The organism is Streptomyces carminius, from assembly GCF_002794255.1.
GTDB classification, from domain to species: Bacteria; Actinomycetota; Actinomycetes; order Streptomycetales; family Streptomycetaceae; genus Streptomyces; species Streptomyces carminius.
In genome coordinates, this window is the sequence record NZ_PGGW01000067.1 from 1 (window position 1) to 25,742 (window position 25,742).

A 25,742-nucleotide genomic window follows, 5' to 3' on the forward strand; every position below is an offset into this window, starting at 1 on the left:
TGGAGCCGACGGTCCGATCCGGTAGTAGGTGAGTGATGGGGTGACGCAGGAAGGTAGTCCAGCCCGGGCGGTGGTTGTCCCGGGGTAAGGGTGTAGCCCGGGGGGTAGGTAAATCCGCCCCTCGTTACATGGGTGAGACCTGATGCCGAGCCGTTGTGGTGAAGTGGATGATCCTATGCTGTCGAGAAAAGCCTCTAGCGAGTTGCATGGCGGCCCGTACCCTAAACCGACTCAGGTGGTCTGGTAGAGAATACCGAGGCGTTCGGGTGAACTGTGGTTAAGGAACTCGGCAAAATGCCCCCGTAACTTCGGGAGAAGGGGGGCCATGTCCGGTGATCGCCCGTGCGGTGTGAGCTGGGTGTGGCCGCAGAGACCAGCGAGAAGCGACTGTTTACTAAAAACACAGGTCCGTGCGAAGCCGTAAGGCGAGGTATACGGACTGACGCCTGCCCGGTGCTGGAACGTTAAGGGGACCGGTTAGCTCACTTTCGGGTGGGCGAGGCTGAGAACTTAAGCGCCAGTAAACGGCGGTGGTAACTATAACCATCCTAAGGTAGCGAAATTCCTTGTCGGGTAAGTTCCGACCTGCACGAATGGCGTAACGACTTCTCGACTGTCTCAACCACAGGCCCGGTGAAATTGCACTACGAGTAAAGATGCTCGTTTCGCGCAGCAGGACGGAAAGACCCCGGGACCTTTACTACAGCTTGATATTGGTGTTCGGTTCGGCTTGTGTAGGATAGGTGGGAGCCGGTGAAGCATGCACGCCAGTGTGTGTGGAGGCGTTGTTGAAATACCACTCTGGTCGTGCTGGATGTCTAACCTGGGTCCGTGATCCGGATCGGGGACAGTGTCTGGTGGGTAGTTTAACTGGGGCGGTTGCCTCCTAAAGGGTAACGGAGGCGCCCAAAGGTTCCCTCAGCCTGGTTGGTCATCAGGTGGTGAGTGTAAGTGCACAAGGGAGCTTGACTGTGAGACTGACGGGTCGAGCAGGTGCGAAAGCAGGGACTAGTGATCCGGCGGTTACGTGTGGAAGTGCCGTCGCTCAACGGATAAAAGGTACCCCGGGGATAACAGGCTGATCTTCCCCAAGAGTCCATATCGACGGGATGGTTTGGCACCTCGATGTCGGCTCGTCGCATCCTGGGGCTGGAGTCGGTCCCAAGGGTTGGGCTGTTCGCCCATTAAAGCGGTACGCGAGCTGGGTTTAGAACGTCGTGAGACAGTTCGGTCCCTATCCGCTGCGCGCGCAGGAGTCTTGAGAAGGGCTGTCCCTAGTACGAGAGGACCGGGACGGACGGACCTCTGGTGTGCCAGTTGTTCTGCCAAGGGCATGGCTGGTTGGCTACGTTCGGGAGGGATAACCGCTGAAGGCATCTAAGCGGGAAGCCTGCTTCGAGATGAGGACTCCCACCCCGTGAAGGGGGTAAGGCTCCCGGGAGACGACCGGGTTGATAGGCCAGATATGGAAGCCCTGTGAGGGGTGGAGTTGACTGGTACTAATAGGCCGAGGACTTGTCCATGGCTGCTTGCGTCCACTGTGCGGTTCCCGGATAACGAACAGTTTCCGGTGGGTTTCGAGTTTCCAAGTGAACAGTGTGCTTGTCGGCTTAGGAACACTCGATTGGTGTTTCGGTGGTCATGGCGAAGGGGAAACGCCCGGTTACATTTCGAACCCGGAAGCTAAGCTCTTCAGCGCCGATGGTACTGCATGGGGGACCGTGTGGGAGAGTAGGACGCCGCCGAACAATTCGTGGAGGGCCCTTGGCCCCAGCGCGCACGCTGGGACCAGGGGCCCTTTTCTTTTGTCTGCCGCAGAGCGCGTTGATTGCTCGATGCGCGCAAGAATGAACGTGTAATACCCCAAGACAGGAGCCACGGCGATGTCCAACTCACCCGAGGAACGGCCCGGTAGGTCCGAGCGATCAGACAGGCCGCAGCGCCAGAGCGGTGGTGACAGGCGCGGTGGTGACAGGCAAGGTGGCGGTCCTCGTCGGGGTGACAGCCGCGACGGCGGACGGGGTGACGGGCGGGGCGGTTTCAACCGTGGTCAGGACCGAGGCCGTCAGGACCGGGATCGTGGTGAGCGGCGAGACTTCCAGCGTGACGACAGGCGTCGTGACGAGCGCCGTGGTGATGAGCGAGGCGGCTTCGGACGCGGTCAGGACCGTGATCGGCAGGGTGCACGGGGACACGACCGTGGGGATCAGCGGGGCTCCAGGCCTGAGGGCGATCGTCGGGGGTTCCGTCGTGATGACGACCGCCGCGGTGACTGGCGGGGGGAGCGTCCCGCGCATGAGCGTTCTTCGTACCGTCGTGATGATCGTCCCTCGTACCGCGGTGGTGAGCGCCGTGATGACCGCGGTGGTGAGCGTTCCTCGTACCGTCGTGATGACCGTGGTGGTGAGCGGCGGGACGATCGCCGTGGTGATGAGCGGGGTGGCTTCGGGCGGGGTCAGGACCGGGACCGTGGTGAGCGGCGGGACTTCCGGCGTGACGACTCGGGTGCCCGGGGTGCGCAGAGTGACCGTCCCCGTGGCCGCTACGGCGATGACTCGGGCGGGCGGCGACCCTACGGCGGACGGGGACGCGACGACCGGCGGGATGAGCGTTCTTCGTACCGTCGTGATGATCGTGGTGGTGAGCGGCGTGATGATCGTCCCTCGTACCGCGGTGGTGAGCGCCGTGATGACCGCGGTGGTGAGCGTTCCTCGTACCGTCGTGATGACCGTGGTGGTGAGCGGCGGGACGATCGCCGTGGTGATGAGCGGGGTGGCTTCGGGCGGGGTCAGGACCGGGACCGTGGTGAGCGGCGGGACTTCCGGCGTGACGACTCGGGTGCCCGGGGTGCGCAGAGTGACCGTCCCCGTGGCCGCTACGGCGATGACTCGGGCGGGCGGCGACCCTACGGCGGACGGGGACGTGACGACCGCGGAGGTTACCGGGAGCGGCGGGACGAGGGACGTGGGGGCTACCGGCGCGACGACCGTCCACGTGACCGCGGTCAGGACCGCGACGCTCCCAGGCGGCTGCCGATTCCCGAGGACGTCACCGGCTACGAGCTGGACAAGGAAGTGCGGCAGGAGCTCATGAGCCTGCCCAAGACGCTCGCCGAGGATGTCGCCAAGAATCTCGTGATGGTGGCGAAGCTCCTGGACGAGGAGCCGGAGAGGGCGTACGGCTACGCGCGGATCGCGCTGCGGCTGGCCTCCCGTGTCGCCGCGGTGCGCGAGGCGGCCGGCTTCGCCGCCTACGGGGTGGGGAAGTATGCCGAGGCGCTGGCCGAGTTCAGGGCGGCCCGGCGGATGACCGGTTCCTCCCACCTGTGGCCCGTGATGGCCGACTGCGAGCGCGGTCTGGGCCGGCCGGAGAAGGCCCTCGCCATGGCGGGTGAGTCCGAGGTGCAGAGGCTCGACAAGGCCGGACAGGTGGAGATGCGGCTGGTGGCAGCGGGTGCGCGGCGTGACATGGGTCAGGCCGAGGCCGCCGTGGTCACGCTCCAGAGCCCCGAGCTGGCGTCGCACTCCGTACAGCCGTGGACGGCACGGCTGCGCTACGCGTACGCCGACGCGCTGCTGGCCGTGGGGCGTGAGGAAGAGGCCCGTGAGTGGTTCGCCAGGGCCATCGAGGCCGACCAGGGCGGGACGACCGATGCGTCGGACCGGCTGGCCGAGCTGGACGGGGTGGAGTTCGTGGACGCGCTCGATCCGGATGCCGACCAGGAGGACGAGCCCCAGGAAGACGAGTCCCGGGAGGGCAAGCCGGAGCGGGACAGCGGGCCGGAGCCGGAGGGCCTCCGGTCGGAAGGGCCGCGGGATGACCGGGACGACGAGGACGGCGTGAGCGAACACTGACCGCGCGGAGGGGCAATGCGCCGAGGGCGGGGCACCGGGACCACAGGGACCGGTGCCCCGCCCTCGTTCGTTATCGGTGTCCGGCGTTCTCGAGGGTGCGCAGCACCAGACCGGTGGCGGGCTTCGGCCCGAAGGAGGTGGACTTGCGGGGCATGGTGACGCCCTGCCGGGCCAGTTCGCGGACCGTGTCCTCGTCGACCGGGCGCATCAGGATCGCGGAGCCCTCCAGGCGCTCCGCCTGCGCCACGGCATCCGCCGCGTCGTGGAGGTAGCCGATCTCACCGGAGTGGTCCGGGATCCGCCAGACGCTGTCCAGCAGGGCCGAGTGCAGCACGGTGGCGTCCAGTCGTCGCCACCGCTCCGGGCGGTCACTGCGGATCGTGCGGGCGAGCAGTGCGGGGTCCGGGTCGTGGAGCAGGTGGAAGGCGCCGCTCCCGGCGAGCAGGAAGGCGTTGCCGGGGGTGTCCGCCAGGACGCGCAGGGCGTGCGGGAGAGGCCCGCCGACGGGGCGGGTGCGGAAGGTGCCGTCCAGCCGTGCGAGGGCCTCGGCGGCCGGCAGCCGGGGGAGAACCCGGTGGATGGCCTGTACCCGCAGCGGATGACGGGCGGTGTCGACCAGCAGCACCAGGCCGCGGTCCCAGAATCCGGCGGATGCGGATCCGGTGCGACCGGCGCACCCGGTGTGCTGCTCGGCCCGGAGGCGCAGGTAGGTGGCCCAGCGGTGGTGGCCGTCAGCGATGAGGGCCTGGTGCCGGGCGAGGTCGCGGTCGATCCCGGCGAGCTCGCCGGGATCGGTGACCGACCACAGCCGGTGCGCGAAGCCGTCCTCGGTGACCGTGGCGAGCAGCGGGGTGCCGGTGACGGCGCGTTCGACGACGGCGGTGGCGCCTCCCCCGGCGCCCTCCTCGGTGTCGCCGCCGTCGCCGCGGTACGACAGCAGCAGCGGCTCCAGGTTGGCGCCGGTGGCGCGCATCAGGGCCGCGCGCTCCTCGACGATCTCCGGCATCACGTCCTCGTGGGGCAGCACGACGCCGTCCTCGGGCGGGGACAGGCGCAGGGCGCCGATCAGGCCGCGCTGGAGGAGGTCTCCCCGGCGCTGCTCGTAGACGTAGACGGCCGGGCGGGGGTCGCGGACCAGGACGCCGTCGGCCGTCCAGCGGCGCAGGGTGTCCGCGGCCTGCCGGTGGCGGACGGCGGGGTCGGCGGCCTCCGGCAGGATCAGCCGGACGATGTTGTGGGGATCGGCGGTCTGGAGGTGGTGCAGTCCGTCGGGACGGACCACGACGTCGTACGGCGGGGAGGTCACGGCGGCCAGGCTGCCGACCCGGTCGGGGGCGTAGCGCAGGCCGCGGAAGGGGGCGAGGCGGAGGCCGCCCGAGGGGTGTTCGGGGCCCGTGGATCGCAGCATTGGTGCATGTTATGCCGCACCGCGGGGTGCGGGATGATCGGGGGAGTACGGCCCGTGAGCACGAGGAGCGAGAAGACGATGACCGGTTCCGACCGTCCGACACGTACCCGGCCCGAGAGCTGCGCGGAGCCGCTTGCCGCGGTGTACGACACGGCGCTGCTCGACCTGGACGGCGTGGTCTACGCGGGCGGTGAGGCGGTCCGGCACGCGGTCGAGGCACTCGCCGCGGCCCGGGAGGCCGGGATGCGGCTGGCGTATGTGACGAACAACGCGGCACGCACCCCCGCGACCGTCGCCGGGCATCTGACCGAACTCGGGGTGCCCGCGGAGCCGGCGGAGGTGGTCACCTCGGCGCAGGCGGTGGCGCGGATGATCGCCGAGGAACTGCCCGCCGGTTCGCGGGTGCTGTGCGTGGGTGGTGAGGGGCTGGTGGTGGCGCTGCGCGAGCGCGGGCTGGAGCCGGTGGAGTCGGCGGACGACGCGCCGGTGGCGGTCGTCCAGGGCTACGGCGGCCCGGGAATGCCGTGGGGGCGGCTGGCGGAGGCGGCGATCGCGGTGGGGCGCGGGCTGCCGTGGTTCGCGTCCAACACCGACCTGACGATCCCCAGCGGGCGGGGCATCGCCCCGGGCAACGGCGCGGCCGTGGAGGCGGTGCGGATCGCGACGCGGTGGATGCGCCCGGCGCCGGAGCCGAGAGTGGCGGGCAAGCCGCTGCCGCCGATGCACCGCGAGACGGTCCTGCGCACGGGCGCGAAGCGGCCGCTGGTGGTCGGGGACCGGCTGGACACCGACATCGAGGGCGCCCACGCGGGCGGGGTGGACTCGCTGCTGGTGCTGACCGGGGTGACGGACGCGGCACAGCTGCTGGCCGCGCCGCCCGCGCACCGGCCGACCTACGTGGCGGCCGATCTGCGGGATCTGCACCGGGCGCAGCCGGCGGTGGCGGAGTCGGGCGACGGTGGCCGGGACGGTTTCGAGTGCGGCGGCTGGACCGCCTCGGTGGAGGACGGCGAGCTGCGGCTGGCGGGCGGGGGCGGTGACTCGGCGGATCCGCTGGACGGGCTGCGGGCGCTGTGCGCCGCCGCCTGGACGGACGCGGGAGAGGGCACCTTCGACCGGCCGGGGGCCGAGAAGGAGCTGGCCGTCCTCGGCCTGCTGTGAACCGGGGACTGCCGCGGACCGGCCCGGCGGGAAGCCGTCGGGCCGGTGGTGGTGCCGGTGCCGGGCCGGCCGCGACGGGGCTCCGCCGCGCGGCCGGCCGCGGATTGGCTCAGACGGTCTTCTCCGCGCCTTCCAGGGCCTCGGCCAGGGCGTCGATGAGGGGCGCGCACCCGGCGTGGGAGAAGCGGGGCTCGCTGGCCCAGGGCACGACCTGGTCGGCCTTGACGGCGGGCAGCCGGGTCCAGGTGGGCTTGCCGGTGAGGGCCTCGGGCTGGAGCGCGGAAGTGCGGTTGTCCAGCAGGATGACGTCGGCCCGGTACTTGTCGGCGTTCTCCCAGCTGAGGTTCTCGAAGAAGCCGCCCTCGGTCTTGCCGGGGGTGATCAGCTCGACACCGAGCTCCTTGAAGTACGTCAGGTCGGCGTAGGCGGCCGGGTCGGAGACGTAGAGCAGGTCCGCGGAGGCGGAGGCGGCCAGGACCTTCAGACCGCGCTTGCCCTTGGCGGCCCGGCGCAGCCGCTCGGAGGCGTCCTCGAAGCTCTTCTTCGCGTCGGTGACCTTCCGCGCCTTCAGGTCGGCGCCCAGGGAGGACGCCAGGGCGGTGTAGCGGCCGAGGACGTCGCTGAGGGAGGTGCGGGCCACCATGATGCCCACGCTGGGGGCGAGGGAGAGGATCTTGTCCTTGCTCTCGTCGGGGACGTACCACAGGGCGTCCTGCTCGTACATGTTCGTGACCAGCAGTTCCGGGCCGAGGGCGGCGTACTTCTCGACGTTGAACTCCCCCCAGACGTTGCCGAGGACGGTCACCTTGTCGACGTCGAGTTCACCGGCCTGCGGGTCGGGCTCGCCGTTCGCCAACCTGGTGGGGCCGAAGACACCGGTGCACTCGACGCCGTAGTCGTGCAGGGCGGCGGCGGTGCCGGTGAAGGCGACGATCTTCTTCGGGGTGCTGTCCGCCTTGACGGTCTCACCCCGGTCGTCCTCGAACGACCAGGAGCCGGAGCCCTGCTTCGAGGCTCCGCCTTCCGAGGAGCCGGACGAGCCGCCCTCGTCGCCGCAGGCGGTGAGGAAGGCGCCCAGGCCGAGGGCACCGCCCGCGGCGAGGAGGCCGCGGCGGGACAGCCGGCGGGACGGACGGGAGGCCGGGACGGCGGGAGACAGGGGGCCGGGGTCGTTCATGGTGATCTCCGTGCTGGCTGGAATTGAGGGTAGGCTAACCTAACGTTCGTGTTGAAAGACAGCGCCCCCCGACAGCGGCGGAACGCGGTCCGCACGGCAGGGCTGCTGGCCGCCTGCGGCGCGCTGCTGCTGGTGACGGCCGCGAGCATCGCGGTCGGGGCCAAACAGATCCCCCCGGAACAGGTCTGGCACGGGCTGTTCCACTACACCGGCAGCGACACCGATGTGGTCGTCCGGGACCTGCGGCTGCCGCGCACCGTCCTCGGCCTGCTCGTCGGCGCCGGGCTCGGGCTGGCGGGCGCCGTGATGCAGGCGCTCACCCGCAATCCGCTCGCGGACCCCGGGCTGCTCGGCGTCAACGCCGGGGCCTCCGCCGCCGTCGTCACCGCCATCGGCTTCCTGGGGATCACCTCGCTCACCGGCTACGTGTGGTTCGCCTTCGCGGGGGCCGCCGCCGTCTCGGCGCTGGTGTACGCGCTCGGCGGCAGCCGCAGCGCCACCCCGGTGCGGCTGGTGCTCGCCGGTACGGCCGTGTCCGCCGCGCTGTACGGCTATGTGCAGGCGATCGAACTGCTGGACACCGCGGCGCTGGACCGGATGCGCTTCTGGACGGTCGGTTCGCTGGCGACCGCCGACGCCTCGGTGGTCCGGCAGGTGCTGCCGTTCATCGGCACCGGGATCCTGCTGGCGCTGCTGCTGGCCCGGCCGCTCAACGCGGTGGCCCTCGGCGACGACACCGCCCGTGCGCTCGGCGCCGACCTCGGCCGCACCCGGGTGGGCGCGATGGTCGCCATCACCCTGCTGTGCGGCGCCGCGACCGCTGCCTGCGGGCCGATCGTGTTCGTCGGGCTGCTGGTGCCGCACCTGGTGCGTGCCCTCACCGGCCCCGATCTGCGCTGGCTGCTGCCGTACGCCACGGTGCTCTCGCCCGTGCTGCTGCTGGGGTCCGACATCCTCGGCCGGGTCGTGGCCCGGCCGTCCGAACTGCAGGTGGGGATCGTGACCGTGCTCGTGGGCGGGCCGGTCTTCCTCCACCTGGTACGCCGCAGAAGGGTGGCCCAGCCGTGACGCCCGTGACGAGTCCCGAGCGGTCGGCGCGCACGGGAGACCCCGGGGGCCCGCAGTGCCCGCCACGCCCAGCGGGGGCCGTGCTGCGCACCCGCGGCGGTCTGTCGGTGCGAATCCTCCCGCGCGCGGTGCTGGTCGGCCTGCTGCTGGCGCTGGCCGCCCTGGCGATGGGCGTGGTGCTCATCGGCACCGGCGACTTCGCGATCCCGCCCGGCGAGGTGCTGCGCGTCCTGGCCGGACGGGGCGGCACCGCCCACACCTTCATCGTCAACGAGCTGCGGCTGCCGCGGGTACTGGTCGCGCTGTGCGTCGGGGTGGGGCTGGGCCTGGCGGGCGCGGTCTTCCAGTCCGTCTCCCGCAACCCGCTGGGCAGTCCGGACATCCTCGGCTTCGGCCAGGGCTCGGCGGCCGGAGCGCTCACCGTCATCGTGCTGTTCGACGGCGGCACCCACGCGGTGGCGGGCGGCGCGATCGCCGGCGGACTGGCCACCGGGGTCGCCGTCTACCTGCTGGCCTGGCGGCGCGGCAGCCACGGCTACCGCCTGGTCCTGGTCGGCATCGGCGCCGCCGCGATGCTCAGCGCCGCCAACGGCTACCTGCTCACCCGGGCCGACATCGTCGACGCCACCCGCGCCACCCTGTGGATCACCGGCTCCCTGGAGGGGCGCGGCTGGGCGCAGGCCTGGCCGCTGCTGGGGGTCTGCGCGGTACTGGTACCGGCCGTGCTCGTCATGGGACGCCCGCTGCGGACGCTGGAGATGGGCGACGACAGCGCGTGCGCGCTCGGGGTGCGGGTGGAGCGGACCCGGCTGCTGGCGGTTCTCACCGCCGTCCTGCTGACCGCCGCCGCCACCGCCGCGGCCGGGCCGATCGCCTTCGTCGCCCTCACCGCGCCCCAGCTCGCCCGCCGCCTGACCCGGGCGCCCGGCCCGAACCTGCTGCCCTCGGCGTGCATGGGCGCCCTGCTGCTGGTCACCGCCGACTGGGCGGCGCAGAACGCCTTCGGCGCCGACCGGCTGCCGGTCGGTGTGCTCACGGCGGTGCTCGGCGGCGGCTACCTGCTGTGGCTGCTGGTCGCCGAGCGCCGGGCGGGCCGGATATGACGCGCCCGGACGGTCGGTGGAGGACCGCCCAGGAGGGACCCGGAGGAGAGAACGTGTTCACGAAGCAGGCCGACCGGACAGCCCACCGGGCACCCGCCCGGCACCCCGCCGGGGCCGCCGGCGGACCACGCGGCGAGGACGCCGGACCGCCCGCGTCCCGGCTGGCCGCCGAGGACGTCATCCTCGCCTACGACCAGCGGGTCATCGCCGAGCGGCTGTCGGTGCGGATCCCCGACCGGTCCTTCACCGTGGTCGTCGGGCCGAACGCCTGCGGCAAGTCCACCCTGCTGCGGGCGCTGGCCCGGATGCTGAAACCGGCCGCCGGGTCGGTGCTGCTGGACGGCCGGAGCATCGGGACGCTGCCCGCCAAGCAGGCGGCCCGCACCCTCGGGCTGCTGCCGCAGTCCTCCATCGCCCCCGACGGCATCACCGTCGCCGAACTGGTGGCCCGCGGCCGCTACCCGCACCAGGGCCTGCTGCGGCAGTGGTCTCAGGAGGACGAGCGGATCGTGGCCGAGTCGATGGCCGCCACCGGTGTCGACACTCTGGCCGGGCGGTACGTGGACGAGCTGTCGGGCGGACAGCGGCAGCGGGTGTGGATCGCCATGGCCATCGCCCAGCAGACCCCGCTGCTGCTGCTGGACGAGCCGACGACGTACCTCGACATCCAGCACCAGATCGACGTCCTCGACCTGTGCGCCCGGCTGCACGAGGAGGAGGGCCGCACTCTGGTGGCCGTCCTGCACGACCTCAACCACGCGGCCCGCTACGCCACCCATCTGATCGCGATGCGCGACGGCGAGGTGGTCGCCGAGGGTCCGCCGGGGGAGATCGTCACGGCCGAACTGGTGGAGCGGGTCTTCGGGCTGCGCTGCCAGGTCATCGACGACCCCGAGACGGGGACGCCGCTGGTGGTGCCCGCGGCGCGGCGCCCGCGCCCGGCCCGGTAGACGGTGAGGCGGGCCGCTGCCGGGATCACCCCGGTATGGCCGAACCGGCCGAACCGGCCGCATCCCTCAGCGCACGGCGACGCTCGCGGAGGCGAGGTAGACCTCCTCGACCGTCCCGTCGGGGAAGAGCGCGCCCAGCCGCTCGCGCTCCCGGGCGAGGAAGGCTCCGGTGCGCTCCGGGCCGAGGACGAGGAAGTCGGAGAAACTGGCCAGGTGGGCCAGGTGCGTCTCCAGCGACACCTGCCGGGACCAGCGCACCCGCCGGGTGGTGAAGCCCGGCCGTCCGGTGGGCAGGGAGCGGGCGACGGCCGCCTCCGCGTCCTTCTCCCCGGCGCCGAAGTAGCGGCGCAGCCGGGCGGTCTGCTCGGCGATCCATGGGACGGATTCGTCGGAGTCGTTGCGCACGACGGCCAGGGCGCCGCCGGGACGCAGGACGCGGAAGGCCTCGGGGAGCGACCGGTCCGGATCGGTCCAGTGCCAGGACTGGGCGTAGGTGACCAGGTCGAGGGAGCCGGCGGCCAGCGGAAGGCGGTTGCCGTCGCCGCGTACGACCGGGACGCCGGGCAGGAAACGGCGGAACTCGGCGGCCATGCCGTCGCCGGGCTCCACGGCGATCACCCGGGCGCCCCGGTCGTGAAGCAGGGCGGTGAGGATCCCGGTGCCGGCGCCGACGTCCGCGGTCCGGGCACCGGCCAGGGGGCGGCCCGTGAGCCGCTCCACGGTGTCGAGCAGGGCGGGTGGGTACGAGGGGCGGTTCGCGGCGTACAGGGCGGCGGCCGCGTCGAAGGACCGGGCGTGCGGGGTGGTCGTCATACGGCCATCGTCGTCCTCCGGCCCGCCGCCCACAGCGCCTTTTCCGGCCCGGCGCTCACAGTCACAGCAGCGAGCGCAGCCGCAGCAGGTCCCGCAGGCCCGCCTCCAGCTTGACCCGGCCCCGGGCCCAGGCCCGGGCGAAGTTCAGCCTGCCCTCCACCAGGGAGACCAGGTCGTCGCTGGTCATGGCCAGCCTGATCTGGGCGCGCCCGGCGGGCGGCCCGGCCGAGGTGGTCACGTCCTCGATGCGGCCGTGGACGAGCCGGCCGGTGAGGGTGGTGTCCAGATCGGTGAGATGGCAGCTGACCGAACGCTCCAGGGCGGTGGCGCCGCGGACGTCGTCGTCGGCCTCCGCCAGGTTCTCCGCCAGCCGGTCCAACGCCGCGCGGCACTGCTCCAGGGTCGCCATTCCCCCGACCGTACCGCAGGGGGAGTCCCCGTCGAGGAGGGCGCCGGGCGCGATAGCGTCGGGGCCATGGAAGAACCGATGTCCGGCACGGAGCCGGAGGCGGGCACGGAACCGGGCGCGGGGCCGGAGCCCGACGGCGGGCCCCGGCCCCTGGGGGTCGGGGTGACCCCCACCGGGCACGCGGCGGTGGACGCCGGGCTGCGCCGCCTGGCGGACGCCGACCGCCTCGCCGTCTCCGACCACCTGGGGGTGTACGAGGACGTGCACCGCGGGCTGCGCGACACGCTGAACGCGCTCGACCAGCGCCCCGGGCCGCCCGCGCCCGGCGCACCGCACACCCCGCCGCACGACCCCGGGAGCTGAACCGCAGGTGGCAGCGTCACGAAACCAGCGCGGCCGGCGCGGCCGGCTCGACGCCGAACTGGTGCGCCGCAAGCTGGCCCGCTCGCGCGAGCAGGCCAGTACGCTCATCGCCGCCGGCCGGGTCACCGTCGGCGGCACCGTCGCGACCAAGCCCGCCACCCAGGTGGAGACCGGCGCGGCCATCGTGGTGGCCGAGGACGCCGGCGACCCGGGCTACGTCTCGCGCGGCGGGCACAAGCTGGCCGGCGCCCTGGCGGCGTTCATGCCGGAGGGGCTGGCGGTGGCCGGACGGCGGGCCCTGGACGCCGGGGCCTCCACCGGCGGCTTCACCGACGTCCTGCTGCGCGCCGGAGCCGCCCGGGTGACCGCCGTGGACGTCGGTTACGGGCAGCTCGCCTGGTCGCTGCGCAACGACGAGCGGGTCGTGGTGCGGGACCGCACCAACGTCCGCGAGCTGACCTTGGAGCTGATCGGCGGCGAGCCGGTGGACCTGGTCGTCGGGGATCTGTCCTTCATCCCGCTCGGCCTGGTGCTGCCCGCCCTGGCGCGCTGCGCCGCCCCGGACGCCGATCTGGTGCTGATGGTCAAGCCGCAGTTCGAGGTCGGCCGGGAGCGGCTGGGCAGCGGGGGAGTGGTCCGTAGCCCGGCCCTGCGCGCCGAGGCGGTCCGTACCGTGGCGGGGCAGGCCGCCGGACTGGGTTTTGGCGTACTCGGAGTGATCGCGAGCCCGCTCCCGGGACCCTCCGGTAACGTCGAGTACTTCCTGTGGCTGCGTGCCGGGGCACCCGAACTGGACCCGGCCGACGTCGACCGAGCCGTGGCGGAGGGCCCCCAGTGACCACGCGGAACGCCGAGCACCCCGAACACCCCGAGCACCCCGAACGCCTCGAATACGCCGAACACGTCCCGGACGCCTCCGGCGACGGACGGACCGTCTTCCTGCTCACCCACACCGGCCGCCCGGCCGCGCTCCGCAGCGCCGAGCTCGTCGTCCAGGGGCTGCTGCGCAACGGCATCGGGGTGCGCGTCCTGGCCGAGGAGGCCGCCGACCTGACCCTGCCGCCGTCGGTGCGCACCGTCGAGGCCGGGGAGTGCGCCGTCGACGGCTGCGAGCTGCTGGTCGTCCTGGGCGGGGACGGGACGCTGCTGCGCGGCGCGGAGTTCGCCCGGGCGTCGGGGGTGCCGCTGCTGGGCGTCAACCTCGGCCGGGTCGGTTTCCTCGCCGAGGCCGAGCGCGACGACCTGGACAAGGTCGTGCGCCGGGTCGTCGACCGCTCCTACGAGGTCGAGGAGCGGATGACCATCGACGTGCTCGTCCGCACCGACGGCCGGATCGTGCACCGCGACTGGGCGCTGAACGAGGCGGCGGTGGAGAAGGCGGCCCGGGAGCGCATGCTGGAGGTCGTCATGGAGATCGACGGCCGCCCGGTCTCCCGGTTCGGCTGCGACGGAGTGGTGTGCGCCACGCCCACCGGTTCCACCGCCTATGCCTTCTCGGCCGGCGGCCCCGTGGTCTGGCCCGAGGTCGAGGCGCTGCTGATGGTGCCCATCAGCGCCCACGCGCTGTTCACCAAGCCCCTGGTCACCACGCCGGAGGCGGTGCTCGCCGTGGAGGTGCAGCCGCAGACCCCGAACGGGGTGCTGTGGTGCGACGGACGGCGCTCCGTGGAGCTTCCGGCGGGCGCCCGGGTGGAGGTACGGCGCGGCGCGGTACCGGTGCGGCTGGCGCGGCTGCACCACGCCTCCTTCGCCGACCGGCTGGTGGCCAAGTTCGCGCTCCCGGTGGCCGGATGGCGCGGGGCGCCGCACTGAGCCGCACCCCCACCCGGGTGCCCGCCGGACCGCCCGGCCGCCCGCCGGGAAGCACACCGGTGTCGACCGCGGGTGGGGATCCGGCCGGAGAACCTCGTATGGTCGTATCCGTGTTGGAGGAAATGCGGATTCGGGCCCTGGGCGTGATCGATGACGCCGTCGTCGAGCTGTCCCCCGGCTTCACCGCGGTGACCGGCGAGACCGGCGCGGGCAAGACCATGGTCGTCACCAGTCTGGGACTGCTGCTCGGCGGCCGCGCCGACGCGGCGCTGGTGCGCGCGGGCGCGCGGGCCGCCGTGGTGGAGGGCCGGATCGCGCTGCCGCCGGACGCCTTCGCCGCGCACCGGGCACAGGAGGCGGGCGCGGAACTGGACGACGGCGAGCTGCTGGTCAGCCGGACGATCTCGGCGGAGGGCCGGTCACGCGCCCACGTCGGCGGCCGTACGGTGCCCGTCGGGCTGCTGGCGGAGCTCGGCGAGGACCTGATAGCGGTGCACGGGCAGAGCGACCAGCAGGGGCTGCTGCGCCCGGCCCGGCAGCGCGGGGCGCTGGACAGGTACGCGGGTGAGGCGGTCTCGGAGCCGCTGGCCGGGTACACCGAGGCGTACCGGCGGCTGCGGGCGGTCTCGGCCGAGCTGGCCGAACTGACCGAGCAGGCCCGGGAGCGCGCCCAGGAGGCCGATCTGCTGCGCTTCGGTCTGGAGGAGATCGCCGCCGCCGGACCGCGGCCCGGTGAGGACGCCGAACTGGCCGCCGAGGCCGAACGGCTGGGCCACGCCGAGGCCCTGGCCTCGGCCGCCGCCACCGCCCACGGGGCGCTGATCGGGGACCCGGCCGACCCCGAGGCGGTGGACGCCACCGCCCTGGTCGCCGGTGCCCAGCGGGCGCTGGAGGCCGTACGGGCGCACGACCCGGCGCTGGCGGTGCTGGCCGACCGGCTGGGTGAGGTGGGCATCCTGCTGGGGGACGTGGCCGGCGAGCTGGCGGGCTACGCCGACGACCTGGACGCCGACCCGCTGCGGCTGGCCGCGGTGGAGGAGCGGCGGTCCGTGCTCGCCCACCTCACCCGCAAGTACGGCGAGGACACCGCCGCCGTACTGGCCTGGGCACAGGAGAGCGCCGCCCGGCTCGCCGAACTCGAGGGCGACGACGACCGGATCGGCGGGCTGACCGCCGAACGCGACGCTCTCCGTGCCGAACTGGCCGCCCTCGCCCAGCGGTTGACGGACGCCCGGCGGGAGGCGGCCAAGCGGTTCGCCGACGCGGTCACCGCGGAGCTGGCCGAACTGGCCATGCCGCACGCCCGTATCACCGTCGAGGTGCGGCAGCAGGAGAGCGCCGACGCGGAGTCGGGCATCGAGGTGGACGGACGGCCCGTCACCTTCGGCCCGCACGGCGCGGACGAGGTCGAGCTGCTGCTCGCCCCGCATCCCGGGGCGCCGCCGCGCCCGATCGCCAAGGGCGCCTCCGGCGGTGAGCTGTCCCGGGTGATGCTCGCCATCGAGGTCGTCTTCGCGGGCGCCGCCCCGGTGCCGACCTACCTCTTCGACGAGGTGGACGCCGGCATCGGCGGGAAGGCGGCGGTGGAGGTGGGCCGGCGGCTGGCCCGGCTGGCGAGGTCCGCGCAGGTCGTGGTGGTCACCCATCTGCCGCAGGTGGCGGCGTTCGCCGACCGGCACCTGCTGGTGGAGAAGACCTCCGACGGCTCGGTGACGCGCAGCGGGGTGAAGACCCTCGAAGGCGAGGAGCGGGTGCGCGAGCTGTCCCGGATGCTCGCCGGGCAGGAGGACTCCAGGCTCGCCCGCGCCCATGCCGAGGAGTTGCTGGAGGCGGCCCGCACCAGCATCTGACCCGGTGCCCGTACCGGCCGTACCGCCCGCGGCGGTACGGCCGGTTTCTTTTGTCATCACCCGATCGGTCTGCGTGCGGCGGAGGGGAAAGCCGGCATCCTGGACGCGGCACACCGCCCGGGTGCCGTACGCCGGGGTGCGCGCCCGCCGGCGGCCGCCGGCGGGCGTCAGCTGGAGTCGCGGACCACCAGCTTGGCGGGAGTGACGACCGGGGCCAGGGGCCCGGCGGGCGGGACGCCGTCCGCGGCCAGTCCCAGCCGCCGCAGCAGCAGACCGGCCATCATCCGCCCCATCCCCTGGACGTCCTGGCGGACGGTGGTCAGTGCCGGATCGGCCCAGGCGGCCTCCAGGTCGTCGTAGCCGACCACCGCGACGTCCTCGGGCACCCGCCGGCCCCGGGCGCGCAGTGTCCGCAGCGCTCCGGAGGCCATCAGGTCGTTGCAGGCGAACACCGCGTCCAGATCGGGGCGGCGGTCCAGCAGTTCGGCCATGGCCCGCTCGCCGCCCTCGGCCGTGAAGTGGCCGTGGGCGACCAGTGCCGGATCGGCCCCGGCCGCCCCGAGGGCGTCGTGGTAGCCGTCGAGCCGGTCCTGGGCGGAGGTCTGGTCCAGCGGACCGGTGATCACGGCGATCCGCCGCCGTCCCCGTTCCAGCAGGTGTGTCACCGCCTGACGGGCGCCGCCGCGATTGTCGGTGTCCACATAGAGCAGGTCCGGGTCGTCCTCGGCGCCGGGCCAGCCCGGCCGTCCGCCGAAGACGGTGGGCAGGCCGGTGGCGCCGGCCATCGACGGCAGGGGATCGTCGCGGTGCAGCGAGAACATCAGCGCGCCGTCCACGTGTCCGCCCGCCAGATAGCGTCCGATGCGGTCGTGGTTGGTGCGTCCCTCCAGCAGGAGCAGGACGAGCTGCAGGTCGCACGCGGACAGCTCCCGGCTGATGCCGCGCAGCTGCTGGGCGAAGAAGGGATCGGAGAACACCCTGGTCTCCGGCTCGGCGATCACCACGGCCACGGCGCCCGTACGGCGGGTGACCAGGCTGCGGGCCGCGCGGTTGGGGACGTAGCCGAGCGCGGCCACCGACGCCTGGACCCGGTCGCGGAGCGCCTTGCGTACCCCCTCGCCCCCGTTGACCACCCGCGACACGGTGGCGCGGGAGACACCGGCGTGGGCGGCGACCGCTTCGAGGGTGGGCCGGGAACCGTGCACGGGGACACTCCTTAACTCTTCTCCGGGAGCCACGACGCTACCGCCAACGGCCGACAGTGTGCAGGACATCCGCTGAGAGCGCTCTCACCCAGGTGTGGCAGGGTGCGGCCCCGCCCGGAGCGGGGCCGCACCCTGCCACACCCTGTAGCGGTCAGACGCAGTCAGCCGCCGTACGCGCCCGAGGCCGTCAGTCGCAGGGCCGTGTCGATCAGGGGCACATGGCTGAACGCCTGCGGGAAGTTGCCCACCTGGCGCTGGAGCCGGGAGTCCCACTCCTCGGCGAGCAGCCCCAGGTCGTTCCGGAGGGAGAGCAGCTTCTCGAACAGCTTGCGCGCCTCCTCGACCCGGCCGATCATCGCCAGGTCGTCGGCCAGCCAGAACGAGCAGGCCAGGAACGCGCCCTCGTCGCCCTCCAGCCCGTCCAGGCCCTCCTGCTCGCCCGCCGTCGGGTAGCGCATCACGAAGCCGTCCGGAGTGGACAGCTCGCGCTGGATGGCCTCGATGGTGCCGATGACCCGCTTGTCGTCCGGGGGCAGGAAGCCCACCTGCGGGATGAGCAGCAGCGCGGCGTCCAGCTCCGTCGATCCGTAGGACTGGGTGAAAGTGTTGCGCTCGGGGTCGTAGCCCTTCTCGCAGACGTCCCGGTGGATCGTGTCGCGCAGCTCGCGCCACCGCTCCAGCGGACCGTGGGCCTCGCCGGACTCGATCAGGCGGATCGTGCGGTCCACCGCGACCCACGCCATGACCTTGGAGTGCACGAAGTGCCGGCGCGGCCCGCGCACCTCCCATATGCCCTCGTCCGGGTCCGTCCAGTGGTCCTCCAGATAGCTGATCAGCTTGATCTGGAGCAGACTGGCGTAGTCGTTGCGGGCCAGCCCGGTCATGTGGGCCAGGTGCAGCGCCTCGATGGTCTCGCCGTAGACGTCGAGCTGGAGCTGGCCGGCCGCGCCGTTGCCGACCCGCACCGGCTGGGAGTTCTCGTAGCCGGGCAGCCAGGACAGCTCCGTCTCGCCCAGTTCGCGCTCGCCCGCGATGCCGTACATGATCTGGAGGTTCTCCGGGTCCCCGGCGACCGCGCGCAGCAGCCACTCCCGCCAGGCCAGCGCCTCCTCGCGGTAGCCGGTGCGCAGCAGCGAGGAGAGGGTGATCGCCGCGTCGCGCAGCCAGGTGAAGCGGTAGTCCCAGTTGCGGACCCCGCCGATGTGCTCGGGCAGCGAGGTGGTGGGGGCGGCGACGATGCCGCCGGTGGGGCCGTAGGTGAGCGCCTTCAGCGTGATCAGGGAGCGGACGACCGCCTCCCGGTACGGGCCGTGGTACGTGCAGTGCGCCACCCAGCCGCGCCAGAACTCCTCGGTCGCGGCCAGCGCCGCCTCCGGGTCCGCGAGGGGCGGGGGACCGTTGTGGGAGGGCTGCCAGCTGATCGTCATGGCGACCCGGTCGCCCGGGGCGACGGTGAAGTCGGCGTAGGTGGTCAGGTTCTCGCCGTAGGTGTCGACCTCGCTGTCCACCCAGACGGAGTCGGGTCCGGCGACGGCGACGGTGCGGCCGTCCACCTTGTGCACCCACGGGACGATCTGGCCGTAGGAGAACCGCATCCGCAGCGCCGAGCGCATCGGCACCCGGCCGCTGACACCTTCCACGACGCGCACCAGCTGCGGGGCGTGGTGCTCACGCGGCGGCATGAAGTCGATCACCCGCACCGTGCCGCGGGGGGTGTCCCACTCCGACTCCAGGACCAGGGAGTCGCCCCGGTAACGGCGCCGGGTGGCGGGCGGCGGCTGCTGGCCGGCGGCATGTGCGGGGCCCAGCCGCCAGAAGCCGTGCTCCTCGGTGCCCAGGAGCCCGGCGAAGACGGCGTGGGAGTCGAACCGGGGCAGGCAGAGCCAGTCCACCGCCCCGTCCCGGCAGACCAGGGCGGCGGTCTGCATGTCCCCGATGAGTGCGTAATCCTCGATGCGCCCGGCCACGAGCATCTCCAGTCGAACAGTGGCTACGCCCCGTGGGACGCGCGGTTTTCCGTCCTGCCGCACGGGGGAGACCTGTGCGGACAGTCTGAGCAGGATACGACGCCGCCGAAGGGCCGCGCCGAGGTCACCTTAGGGCCGACGGACCCTTCCGGGTGACCACTATCGCGTATCGGCGGGGGAGGCGCCGGGGCACGGCCGCACCCTGTACGAACGCCCTGCCCGGACACGGCGTTCGTACACGGTGCCCGTGTCCGGGGTCCCCGGCCGGGGACGCGGCGGTCCGCCGCCCCGCCCCGCGCGCGTCCGCCCACTGTGTCATGTTCCGGTCCGCGGGGCGCCGCATCGGCGTCCCCGGTCCGCCGCTGATACCCTGGTAGCCCGTGGAGCGGAGGGCACAACAACCCCCGAACCGCAGCGACGGCACCCCCCACCGGCCGGGGCGCCGGAGCGCATGTCACCACGCGACCACGGGAGCCCCCTCTTGGCCATGCCGCCCAAATCCATGACGACCAAGCACCTCTTCGTCACGGGGGGTGTCGCCTCCTCGCTCGGCAAGGGGCTCACCGCCTCCAGCCTCGGCGCGCTGCTCAAGGCGCGGGGGCTGCGGGTCACGATGCAGAAGCTGGATCCGTACCTCAACGTCGACCCCGGCACGATGAACCCCTTCCAGCACGGTGAGGTGTTCGTCACCAACGACGGCGCCGAGACGGACCTGGACATCGGCCACTACGAGCGCTTCCTCGACGTCGACCTCGACGGCTCGGCGAACGTCACCACCGGCCAGGTGTACTCCACGGTGATCGCCAAGGAGCGGCGCGGCGAGTACCTGGGCGACACGGTGCAGGTGATCCCGCACATCACCAACGAGATCAAGCACCGCATCCGCCGGATGGCCACCGAGGACGTGGACGTGGTGATCACCGAGGTCGGCGGCACGGTCGGCGACATCGAGTCGCTGCCGTTCCTGGAGGCGGTGCGCCAGGTGCGGCACGAGGTGGGCCGCGACAACGTCTTCGTCGTCCACATCTCGCTGCTGCCCTACATCGGCCCCTCCGGGGAGCTGAAGACCAAGCCCACCCAGCACTCGGTGGCCGCCCTGCGCAACATCGGCATCCAGCCCGACGCGATCGTGCTGCGCGCCGACCGCGACGTGCCCGTCTCCATCAAGCGCAAGGTCTCGCTGATGTGCGACGTGGACGAGGAGGCGGTGGTGGCCTGCAAGGACGCCCCCTCCATCTACGACATCCCCCGGGTGCTGCACGGCGAGGGCCTGGACGCCTACGTGGTGCGCCGGATGGGCCTGCCCTTCCGGGACGTGGACTGGACCCGCTGGGACGACCTGCTGCGCCGCGTCCACCAGCCCGAGCACGAGGTCACCGTCGCGCTGGTCGGCAAGTACATCGACCTGCCCGACGCCTACCTGTCGGTCACCGAGGCGCTGCGCGCGGGCGGCTTCGCCAACAACGCCCGGGTGCGGATCAAGTGGGTCACCTCCGACGACTGCCGGGTCCCCGGCGGGGCGAAGCGACAGCTCGGCGACGTGGACGCGGTCTGCATCCCCGGCGGCTTCGGCGAGCGCGGGGTGGAGGGCAAGGTGGCGGCGATCACCTACGCCCGCGAGAACGGCGTTCCGCTGCTGGGCCTGTGCCTGGGACTGCAGTGCATCGTGATCGAGGCGGCCCGGAACCTGGCGGGCGTCGAGGGCGCCAACTCCACCGAGTTCGACCGGGCCGCGCCCCATCCGGTGATCTCCACGATGGAGGAGCAGCTGGAGATCGTCGCCGGTGAGGGCGACATGGGCGGCACCATGCGGCTGGGCATGTATCCGGCCAGGCTCGCCGAGGGGTCGATCGTGCGCGAGGTGTACGGCGGCGAGCCGTACGTCGAGGAGCGCCACCGCCACCGGTACGAGGTCAACAACCGCTACCGCGCCGAGCTGGAGAAGACCGGGCTGGTCTTCTCCGGCACCTCCCCGGACAACAAGCTGGTGGAGTACGTGGAGTACCCGCGCGAGGTCCACCCCTACCTGGTGGCCACCCAGGCCCATCCCGAGCTGCGTTCCCGGCCCACCCGTCCGCATCCGCTCTTCGCCGGCCTGGTGAAGGCGGCGGTCGAGCGGCGGCAGGGTGCCGGCGCCGGCGCGGACACCACGGCGGGCACCGCCGTGACCGAGGGGGTCTGAGCCGTGGCGGAGAACGACGGGCGCCTGCGGGACACCCCGGTCCAGTGGAAGGTGGTCTCCAGTGAGACGCCCTTCACCGGCAACAAGACCAGTGTGCGCACCGACCGTGTGGTGATGCCGGACGGCTCCGCGGCGACCCGCGACTACCAGGTGCATCCCGGCTCGGTGGCCGTCCTCGCGCTGGACGAGCGGGACCGGGTGCTGGTCCTCAACCAGTACCGGCACCCGGTGCGCCACAAGCTGTGGGAGATCCCCGCCGGGCTGCTCGACGTCCCCGGCGAGAACCCGCTGGCCGCCGCCCGCCGCGAGCTGTACGAGGAGGCGCACGTCAAGGCCGGGGACTGGCGGGTGCTGGTCGACCTGTACTCCTCGCCGGGCGGCACCGACGAGGCGATCCGGATCTTCCTGGCCCGCGGGCTGTCCGAGGCCGACGGCGAGCGCTTCGCCGCCGAGGAGGAGGAGGCCGACATGGAGGTGGCCCGTGTGCCGCTGGCGGACCTGGTCCGCGGTGTGCTGGCCGGTGACCTGCACAACAACTGCCTGGCCTCCGGCGTGCTGGCCCTGAGCGCCGCCCGGGCCGGCGGCCCGGCGGGCCTGGACGCCCTCCGTCCGGCCGAGGCCCCCTGGCCCGCCCGGCCGTTCCGGGCCTGAGGCCGTCCCGCCCCGTCCCGTCCCGTCCCGGTGCCGGGGCGGGGCGGGTGAACTACCCTCGTTCCGTGGTGGATCAGGCGGTGCACACCGGTGGGCCGGTCCCGGCCGCCGGCTCCGGTCCGGAGGGTTTCACCGGACGACGGCGCGAACTGGACCGGCTGCGCGCCGACGCCGGCCGCGGGCCGGACACCCTCTCCGGCCGCCCCGTGCCCCGCGGCCGTGTGCTGCTCGTCGCGGGCCGTCCCGGCTCGGGCCGTACCGCGCTGGCGGAGGAGTTCGTGCGGCGGGTGGCCGCCGACTATCCCGGCGGGGTGCTGCGCGCCCGGCTCACCGGCCCGGACGGCACCCCCGTGCCCACTGAGGACACCGTCCGGGACCTGCTCGGCGCGCTCCGCCGCCCGGTGTCCGCCGGAGCGGGGGAGGAGGAGCTCACCGGAGAGCTGCGCGCCGTACTCGGCGACGGCCGCCGCATCCTGTTGCTGGACGGGGTGAGCGGACCAGGGCAGCTGGCGGGTCTGCTCCCGGACAACCCGGACTGCCTCGTCCTGGCGGTCTCCGGGGGACCGCTGACCGGTGTCCGGGACGTGCGGCCCTGCACGCTCGGCGGGCTCGACACGGGCTCGGCCGTCGCCCTGCTGGCCCGGTGCGCCGGGGACGACCTCCGCTTCACCGTCGATCCGCGGGCCGCCGAGGAACTGGCCGAGGCGTGCGGCGGGCTGCCCGCCGCGCTCGTTCTGGCGGGCGGCTGGCTGGCGGCCCATCCCATGGCGTCCGTCGCCGAGGCGCTCCGGCGGCTGGCGGAACTCCCCGACGAGCCCTTCCCGGGCGCCCTCCCCGGTGGGGAGGACGACGGGGAGGGTGGCACGGGTGTTCCCGGCGGGAGCGGCGGAAGCCCGGCGCGGAACGCGGACGGACCGGCCCCCGCCCGCGTTCCGCGCCCCAGGAGGCGCCGTGCCGTGCCCGCCCACCCGCTGGCCCGTGCCTTCCGGCTGGCGTACGACTCGCTGCCGCCGTCCGCGGCCCGCCTCCTGCGGCTGCTGGCCCTCGCCCCGGCCGGGCTGGTCGACGCCCATGTCGCGGCCGCCCTGGCGGGCTGCCCGCCGCGGACGGCCGGGGCGGCGCTGGAGCACCTCGCCCGGCTCGGTCTGCTGCGTCCCGCCGACGCATTCCGGCAGGCCGCCGTGTTCAGGCAGGCCGCCGTGTTCAGGCAGGCCGCCGTGTTCAGGCAGGCCGCCGTGTTCAGGCAGGCCGCCGTGTTCAGGCAGTACACAGTCCCGGACTGCCTGCACCCTCTGCTGGCCGCCCTGCTGGCGGCGGGGGAGGGTGCCGCCGAGGTACGGCTGGCGCGGGCGAGGCTGCTGGAACGGACGGTGCGGCTGCTGGGGTCCTGTCGGGCCGCCGCCGAACCGCCCGGCTCGCCGGCCCGCGCCAGGGCGGCCGGGCTGCCGCACGCGCTGCGTTTCGACACCCGCGCCGAGGCCGCCGCCTGGCTCGGCTCCCGGCTGCCCGCCCTGCGCGCCGCCGCCCGGCTCGCCGCGGCCGACGGAGAACTGGACACCCTCGCCCGGCGGCCGGCCGTCGCCCTGACCGCGGCGCTGCGGGCGCACCGCGGGGCCGGGGGGTCCGCAGCCGAGCGGTACCGCCTGCAGGAGCTGCTGCTGCCGGTCACCGCACGGCGGGGCCTGCACGGCGAGCACGCCGCCGCCCTGCTGGACCTCGGCGACCTCGACGCGGGGGCCGGCCGCCCCCGGCGGGCAATGGAGCGCTACCGCGCCGCGCTGGACGCCGCCCGTGCTCTCGGCGGGCAGGCCGGCGGCGTGGCCGTACGGGCCATGGAGTCCCTCGGGGACGTCCACGCGGAACTGGGGGACCGGCAGCGGGCGGCGGACTGGTACGGCCGGGCGCTGGCCCTGTGCCAGACCGGCGGCGACCTGGCGGCGGAGGCCCGGCTGTACGCCCGGATCGGGGACGGGTGCCGCCGCGCGGAGCGCTGGGAGGAGGCGCTGCGCGCCTGGCGGGCCGCGGCCGCGGTGTGCCGGAGGCTGGGCGACGAGGAGGGGTGCGCCCGCGCGCTGGCGGAGACGGAGCGGGTGCGGAAGTGCGCGGACGGCGGTGGAGGGTAGCGGTGACTGGTGGCGGGCGGCTGCCCCGCCACGACGGCTCCCCCTGGGAAACGTTGGTGTTCTGCAAAAAAACTGAAACATCCTAAGGGTGGACAGGGGTAAATCCTTCAATAAACTGCCCTGGCTGCGGGCGCTCCGCCGTGGCCGGATGTCCACCCGACGTCCGGGCGCCGCGGAGTGTGTCCCGGTCCATCCCACCACCCCTGATACGAGGACCGTGATCGACATGAAGGTCGGCATCCCCCGTGAAGTCAAGAACAACGAGTTCCGCGTGGCCATCACCCCGGCCGGTGTGCACGAACTCGTACGCGGCGGCCACCGGGTCTACGTGGAGCGGGACGCCGGGGCGGGCTCCGCCATCGGCGACCGGGAGTACGTCGAGGCCGGCGCCACCGTCCTGGACGACGCCGACGAGGTGTGGGCCACCGCCGAACTGGTGCTGAAGGTCAAGGAGCCGGTCGCCGAGGAGTACCACCGGCTGCGCAAGGACCAGATTCTGTTCACCTATCTCCACCTGGCCGCGTCCCGCGAGTGCACCGAGGCGCTGCTGCGGTCCGGCACCACCGCGATCGCCTACGAGACGGTGCGGACCGCCGACGGCGCGCTTCCGCTGCTGGCTCCGATGTCCGAGGTCGCCGGCCGGATCGCCCCCCAGGTCGGTGCGTACCACCTGATGCGGTCGGCCGGCGGGCGCGGCGTGCTGCCCGGTGGTGTGCCGGGTGTCCCGGCGGGCCGCGCCGCCGTCATCGGCGGCGGGGTGGCGGGCTGGAACGCCACCCAGATCGCCGTCGGGATGGGCTTCCAGGTCACCCTGCTCGACAAGGACGTGCGCAAGCTGCGCGAGGCCGACCGGATCTTCGGGAACCGGGTGCGGACGGTCACCTCCAACGCCTACGAGCTGGAGCGGGCCGTGCTGGACGCCGATCTGGTCATCGGCGCCGTACTGATCCCGGGCGCCAGGGCACCGAAGCTGGTCACCAACGAGCTGGTGGCGCGGATGAGGCCGGGAAGCGTCCTCGTCGACATCGCCATCGACCAGGGGGGCTGCTTCGAGGACTCGCGTCCCACCACCCACGCGGAGCCGACCTTCACCGTCCACGGCTCGGTCTTCTACTGCGTCGCCAACATGCCCGGCGCGGTGCCCAGCACCTCCACGTACGCGCTCACCAACGCCACGCTGCCGTATGCGGTGGAGCTGGCCGGCCGTGGCTGGCGCGAGGCGCTGCGCCGCGATCCGGCGCTCGCCGGGGGGCTCACCGTCCACGACGGTGAGATCACCCACGGGCCGGTCGCCGAGGCGCACGGCCTGACGGCGCGCGAGCCGGAGACGCTGCTCGGCTGACGGCCGGAACGGCGGGCCCACCGGTCGTCGGCGGGCCCGCCGACGGGGTGTCAGGTGAAAAGTCGGTAAAGCGTCAACGTCATGCGTCAACAAAGTGATTACCGCATCACCCACCCGGCTTGGAAGCGGCCGGTTCGGGCCACCGCCTCGGTGTGCATGTCGACATCCCTGGTCATCGCATGGTCAACTGGCCGGGATCGTCGCTCTTCTGCCGTTTCGCGCTCCTCCGGGCCCCGCGTGCGCGGTTGTTACGCCCTTGACAGATGGGTACGCGGTTGCCGACACATCGCGCCGTCTACGGCGG

The 25,742-nt window shown here is 73.2% G+C and carries 20 protein-coding genes and 2 rRNA genes; 16 read left to right on the forward strand and 6 right to left on the reverse strand.

The window, feature by feature from the left end; genetic code table 11:
- The 4 genes from CUT44_RS24330 to CUT44_RS33635 form a co-directional block, all read left to right on the forward strand.
- Positions 1-1,523, forward strand: a 23S ribosomal RNA gene (locus CUT44_RS24330); the annotation flags it as partial.
- A gap of 108 nt (positions 1,524-1,631) precedes the next feature.
- Positions 1,632-1,748, forward strand: a 5S ribosomal RNA gene (gene rrf / locus CUT44_RS24335).
- 217 nt (positions 1,749-1,965) lie between these two features.
- Complete coding sequence (locus CUT44_RS34600) at positions 1,966-3,093, forward strand: hypothetical protein (RefSeq protein ID WP_199185826.1); 1,128 nt, start codon at positions 1,966-1,968, stop codon at positions 3,091-3,093.
- Positions 3,075-3,854: a tetratricopeptide repeat protein gene (locus CUT44_RS33635; protein WP_233221665.1), complete on the forward strand. Its 780-nt coding sequence runs from the start codon at positions 3,075-3,077 to the stop codon at positions 3,852-3,854. Before CUT44_RS34600 ends, CUT44_RS33635 begins: the two co-directional genes overlap by 19 nt.
- 70 nt (positions 3,855-3,924) lie before the next feature.
- Here the strand turns inward: CUT44_RS33635 and CUT44_RS24345 are convergent, their stop codons facing one another.
- A complete protein-coding gene (locus CUT44_RS24345) occupies positions 3,925-5,259 on the reverse strand; it encodes a DUF1015 family protein (protein ID WP_408646800.1) in 1,335 nt (444 codons plus the stop codon).
- A gap of 81 nt (positions 5,260-5,340) precedes the next feature.
- Between CUT44_RS24345 and CUT44_RS24350 the strand changes: the two genes are divergently transcribed.
- Positions 5,341-6,423: an HAD hydrolase-like protein gene (locus CUT44_RS24350; RefSeq protein WP_100204094.1), complete on the forward strand. Its 1,083-nt coding sequence runs from the start codon at positions 5,341-5,343 to the stop codon at positions 6,421-6,423.
- A gap of 109 nt (positions 6,424-6,532) precedes the next feature.
- Here CUT44_RS24350 and CUT44_RS24355 read toward each other — a convergent pair whose 3' ends face one another.
- Positions 6,533-7,600, reverse strand: a complete 1,068-nt coding sequence (locus CUT44_RS24355; RefSeq protein WP_100204095.1) for an ABC transporter substrate-binding protein — start codon at positions 7,598-7,600, stop codon at positions 6,533-6,535.
- A gap of 48 nt (positions 7,601-7,648) precedes the next feature.
- On the opposite strand from CUT44_RS24355, the gene CUT44_RS24360 reads away from it, so the two are divergent.
- From CUT44_RS24360 to CUT44_RS24370, 3 genes are all read left to right on the forward strand, one after another.
- Positions 7,649-8,668 (forward strand): FecCD family ABC transporter permease, encoded by a 1,020-nt coding sequence (locus CUT44_RS24360; RefSeq protein WP_100204096.1) that lies wholly within the window; start codon positions 7,649-7,651, stop codon positions 8,666-8,668.
- Positions 8,669-8,748: 80 nt separating this feature from the next.
- Positions 8,749-9,771: a FecCD family ABC transporter permease gene (locus CUT44_RS24365; protein WP_233221628.1), complete on the forward strand. Its 1,023-nt coding sequence runs from the start codon at positions 8,749-8,751 to the stop codon at positions 9,769-9,771.
- Positions 9,772-9,932: 161 nt separating this feature from the next.
- Positions 9,933-10,721: an ABC transporter ATP-binding protein gene (locus CUT44_RS24370; protein ID WP_233221666.1), complete on the forward strand. Its 789-nt coding sequence runs from the start codon at positions 9,933-9,935 to the stop codon at positions 10,719-10,721.
- A gap of 66 nt (positions 10,722-10,787) precedes the next feature.
- On the opposite strand, the gene CUT44_RS24375 is transcribed toward CUT44_RS24370, so the two are convergent.
- A complete protein-coding gene (locus tag CUT44_RS24375; protein WP_100204425.1) occupies positions 10,788-11,534 on the reverse strand; it encodes a class I SAM-dependent methyltransferase in 747 nt (248 codons plus the stop codon).
- Positions 11,535-11,595: 61 nt separating this feature from the next.
- Positions 11,596-11,943, reverse strand: coding sequence for an SCP2 sterol-binding domain-containing protein (locus CUT44_RS24380; RefSeq protein WP_100204098.1), 348 nt, complete (start codon positions 11,941-11,943; stop codon positions 11,596-11,598).
- Positions 11,944-12,009: 66 nt separating this feature from the next.
- Between CUT44_RS24380 and CUT44_RS24385 the strand changes: the two genes are divergently transcribed.
- The 4 genes from CUT44_RS24385 to recN all read left to right on the forward strand — a co-directional run bounded on the left by CUT44_RS24385 (position 12,010) and on the right by recN (position 15,968).
- On the forward strand, positions 12,010-12,306 hold the full coding sequence (locus CUT44_RS24385) for a hypothetical protein (RefSeq protein WP_100204099.1): 297 nt from the start codon (positions 12,010-12,012) through the stop codon (positions 12,304-12,306).
- A 7-nt stretch (positions 12,307-12,313) separates the two neighbouring features.
- Positions 12,314-13,144 carry a TlyA family RNA methyltransferase gene (locus CUT44_RS24390; RefSeq protein ID WP_100204100.1) on the forward strand — a complete coding sequence of 277 codons (831 nt, stop codon included), beginning with the start codon at positions 12,314-12,316 and terminating at the stop codon, positions 13,142-13,144.
- Between the two features lie 101 nt (positions 13,145-13,245).
- Positions 13,246-14,118: an NAD kinase gene (locus tag CUT44_RS24395; protein WP_233221667.1), complete on the forward strand. Its 873-nt coding sequence runs from the start codon at positions 13,246-13,248 to the stop codon at positions 14,116-14,118.
- A 98-nt stretch (positions 14,119-14,216) separates the two neighbouring features.
- Positions 14,217-15,968: a DNA repair protein RecN gene (gene recN, locus CUT44_RS24400; RefSeq protein WP_100204102.1), complete on the forward strand. Its 1,752-nt coding sequence runs from the start codon at positions 14,217-14,219 to the stop codon at positions 15,966-15,968.
- A 167-nt stretch (positions 15,969-16,135) separates the two neighbouring features.
- Here recN and CUT44_RS24405 read toward each other — a convergent pair whose 3' ends face one another.
- Together CUT44_RS24405 and CUT44_RS24410 are read right to left on the reverse strand one after the other, a co-directional pair.
- On the reverse strand, positions 16,136-17,173 hold the full coding sequence (locus CUT44_RS24405; protein WP_233221629.1) for a LacI family DNA-binding transcriptional regulator: 1,038 nt from the start codon (positions 17,171-17,173) through the stop codon (positions 16,136-16,138).
- Between the two features lie 161 nt (positions 17,174-17,334).
- Complete coding sequence (locus CUT44_RS24410; protein ID WP_100204426.1) at positions 17,335-19,140, reverse strand: glycoside hydrolase family 15 protein; 1,806 nt, start codon at positions 19,138-19,140, stop codon at positions 17,335-17,337.
- A 487-nt stretch (positions 19,141-19,627) separates the two neighbouring features.
- On the opposite strand from CUT44_RS24410, the gene CUT44_RS24415 reads away from it, so the two are divergent.
- From CUT44_RS24415 to ald, 4 genes are all read left to right on the forward strand, one after another.
- Positions 19,628-21,322, forward strand: coding sequence for a CTP synthase (locus CUT44_RS24415; RefSeq protein ID WP_100204104.1), 1,695 nt, complete (start codon positions 19,628-19,630; stop codon positions 21,320-21,322).
- A 3-nt stretch (positions 21,323-21,325) separates the two neighbouring features.
- On the forward strand, positions 21,326-21,973 hold the full coding sequence (locus CUT44_RS24420) for an NUDIX domain-containing protein (protein WP_100204105.1): 648 nt from the start codon (positions 21,326-21,328) through the stop codon (positions 21,971-21,973).
- Positions 21,974-22,038: 65 nt separating this feature from the next.
- Positions 22,039-24,096: a tetratricopeptide repeat protein gene (locus CUT44_RS24425; protein ID WP_100204106.1), complete on the forward strand. Its 2,058-nt coding sequence runs from the start codon at positions 22,039-22,041 to the stop codon at positions 24,094-24,096.
- A gap of 226 nt (positions 24,097-24,322) precedes the next feature.
- Positions 24,323-25,438 (forward strand): alanine dehydrogenase, encoded by a 1,116-nt coding sequence (ald, locus tag CUT44_RS24430; RefSeq protein ID WP_100204107.1) that lies wholly within the window; start codon positions 24,323-24,325, stop codon positions 25,436-25,438.
- The last annotated feature ends 304 nt before the right edge of the window (positions 25,439-25,742 follow it).

Coding starts and splice junctions, on each gene's coding strand:
- CUT44_RS24385 (WP_100204099.1), top strand. CDS start 12,010: ATGGAAGAACCGATGTCCGGCACGGAGCCGGAGGCGGGCACGGAACCG.
- CUT44_RS24375 (WP_100204425.1), bottom strand. CDS start 11,534: ATGACGACCACCCCGCACGCCCGGTCCTTCGACGCGGCCGCCGCCCTG.
- CUT44_RS24380 (WP_100204098.1), bottom strand. CDS start 11,943: ATGGCGACCCTGGAGCAGTGCCGCGCGGCGTTGGACCGGCTGGCGGAG.
- CUT44_RS24355 (WP_100204095.1), bottom strand. CDS start 7,600: ATGAACGACCCCGGCCCCCTGTCTCCCGCCGTCCCGGCCTCCCGTCCG.
- recN (WP_100204102.1), top strand. CDS start 14,217: ATGGTCGTATCCGTGTTGGAGGAAATGCGGATTCGGGCCCTGGGCGTG.
- CUT44_RS24350 (WP_100204094.1), top strand. CDS start 5,341: ATGACCGGTTCCGACCGTCCGACACGTACCCGGCCCGAGAGCTGCGCG.
- ald (WP_100204107.1), top strand. CDS start 24,323: ATGAAGGTCGGCATCCCCCGTGAAGTCAAGAACAACGAGTTCCGCGTG.
- CUT44_RS24415 (WP_100204104.1), top strand. CDS start 19,628: ATGCCGCCCAAATCCATGACGACCAAGCACCTCTTCGTCACGGGGGGT.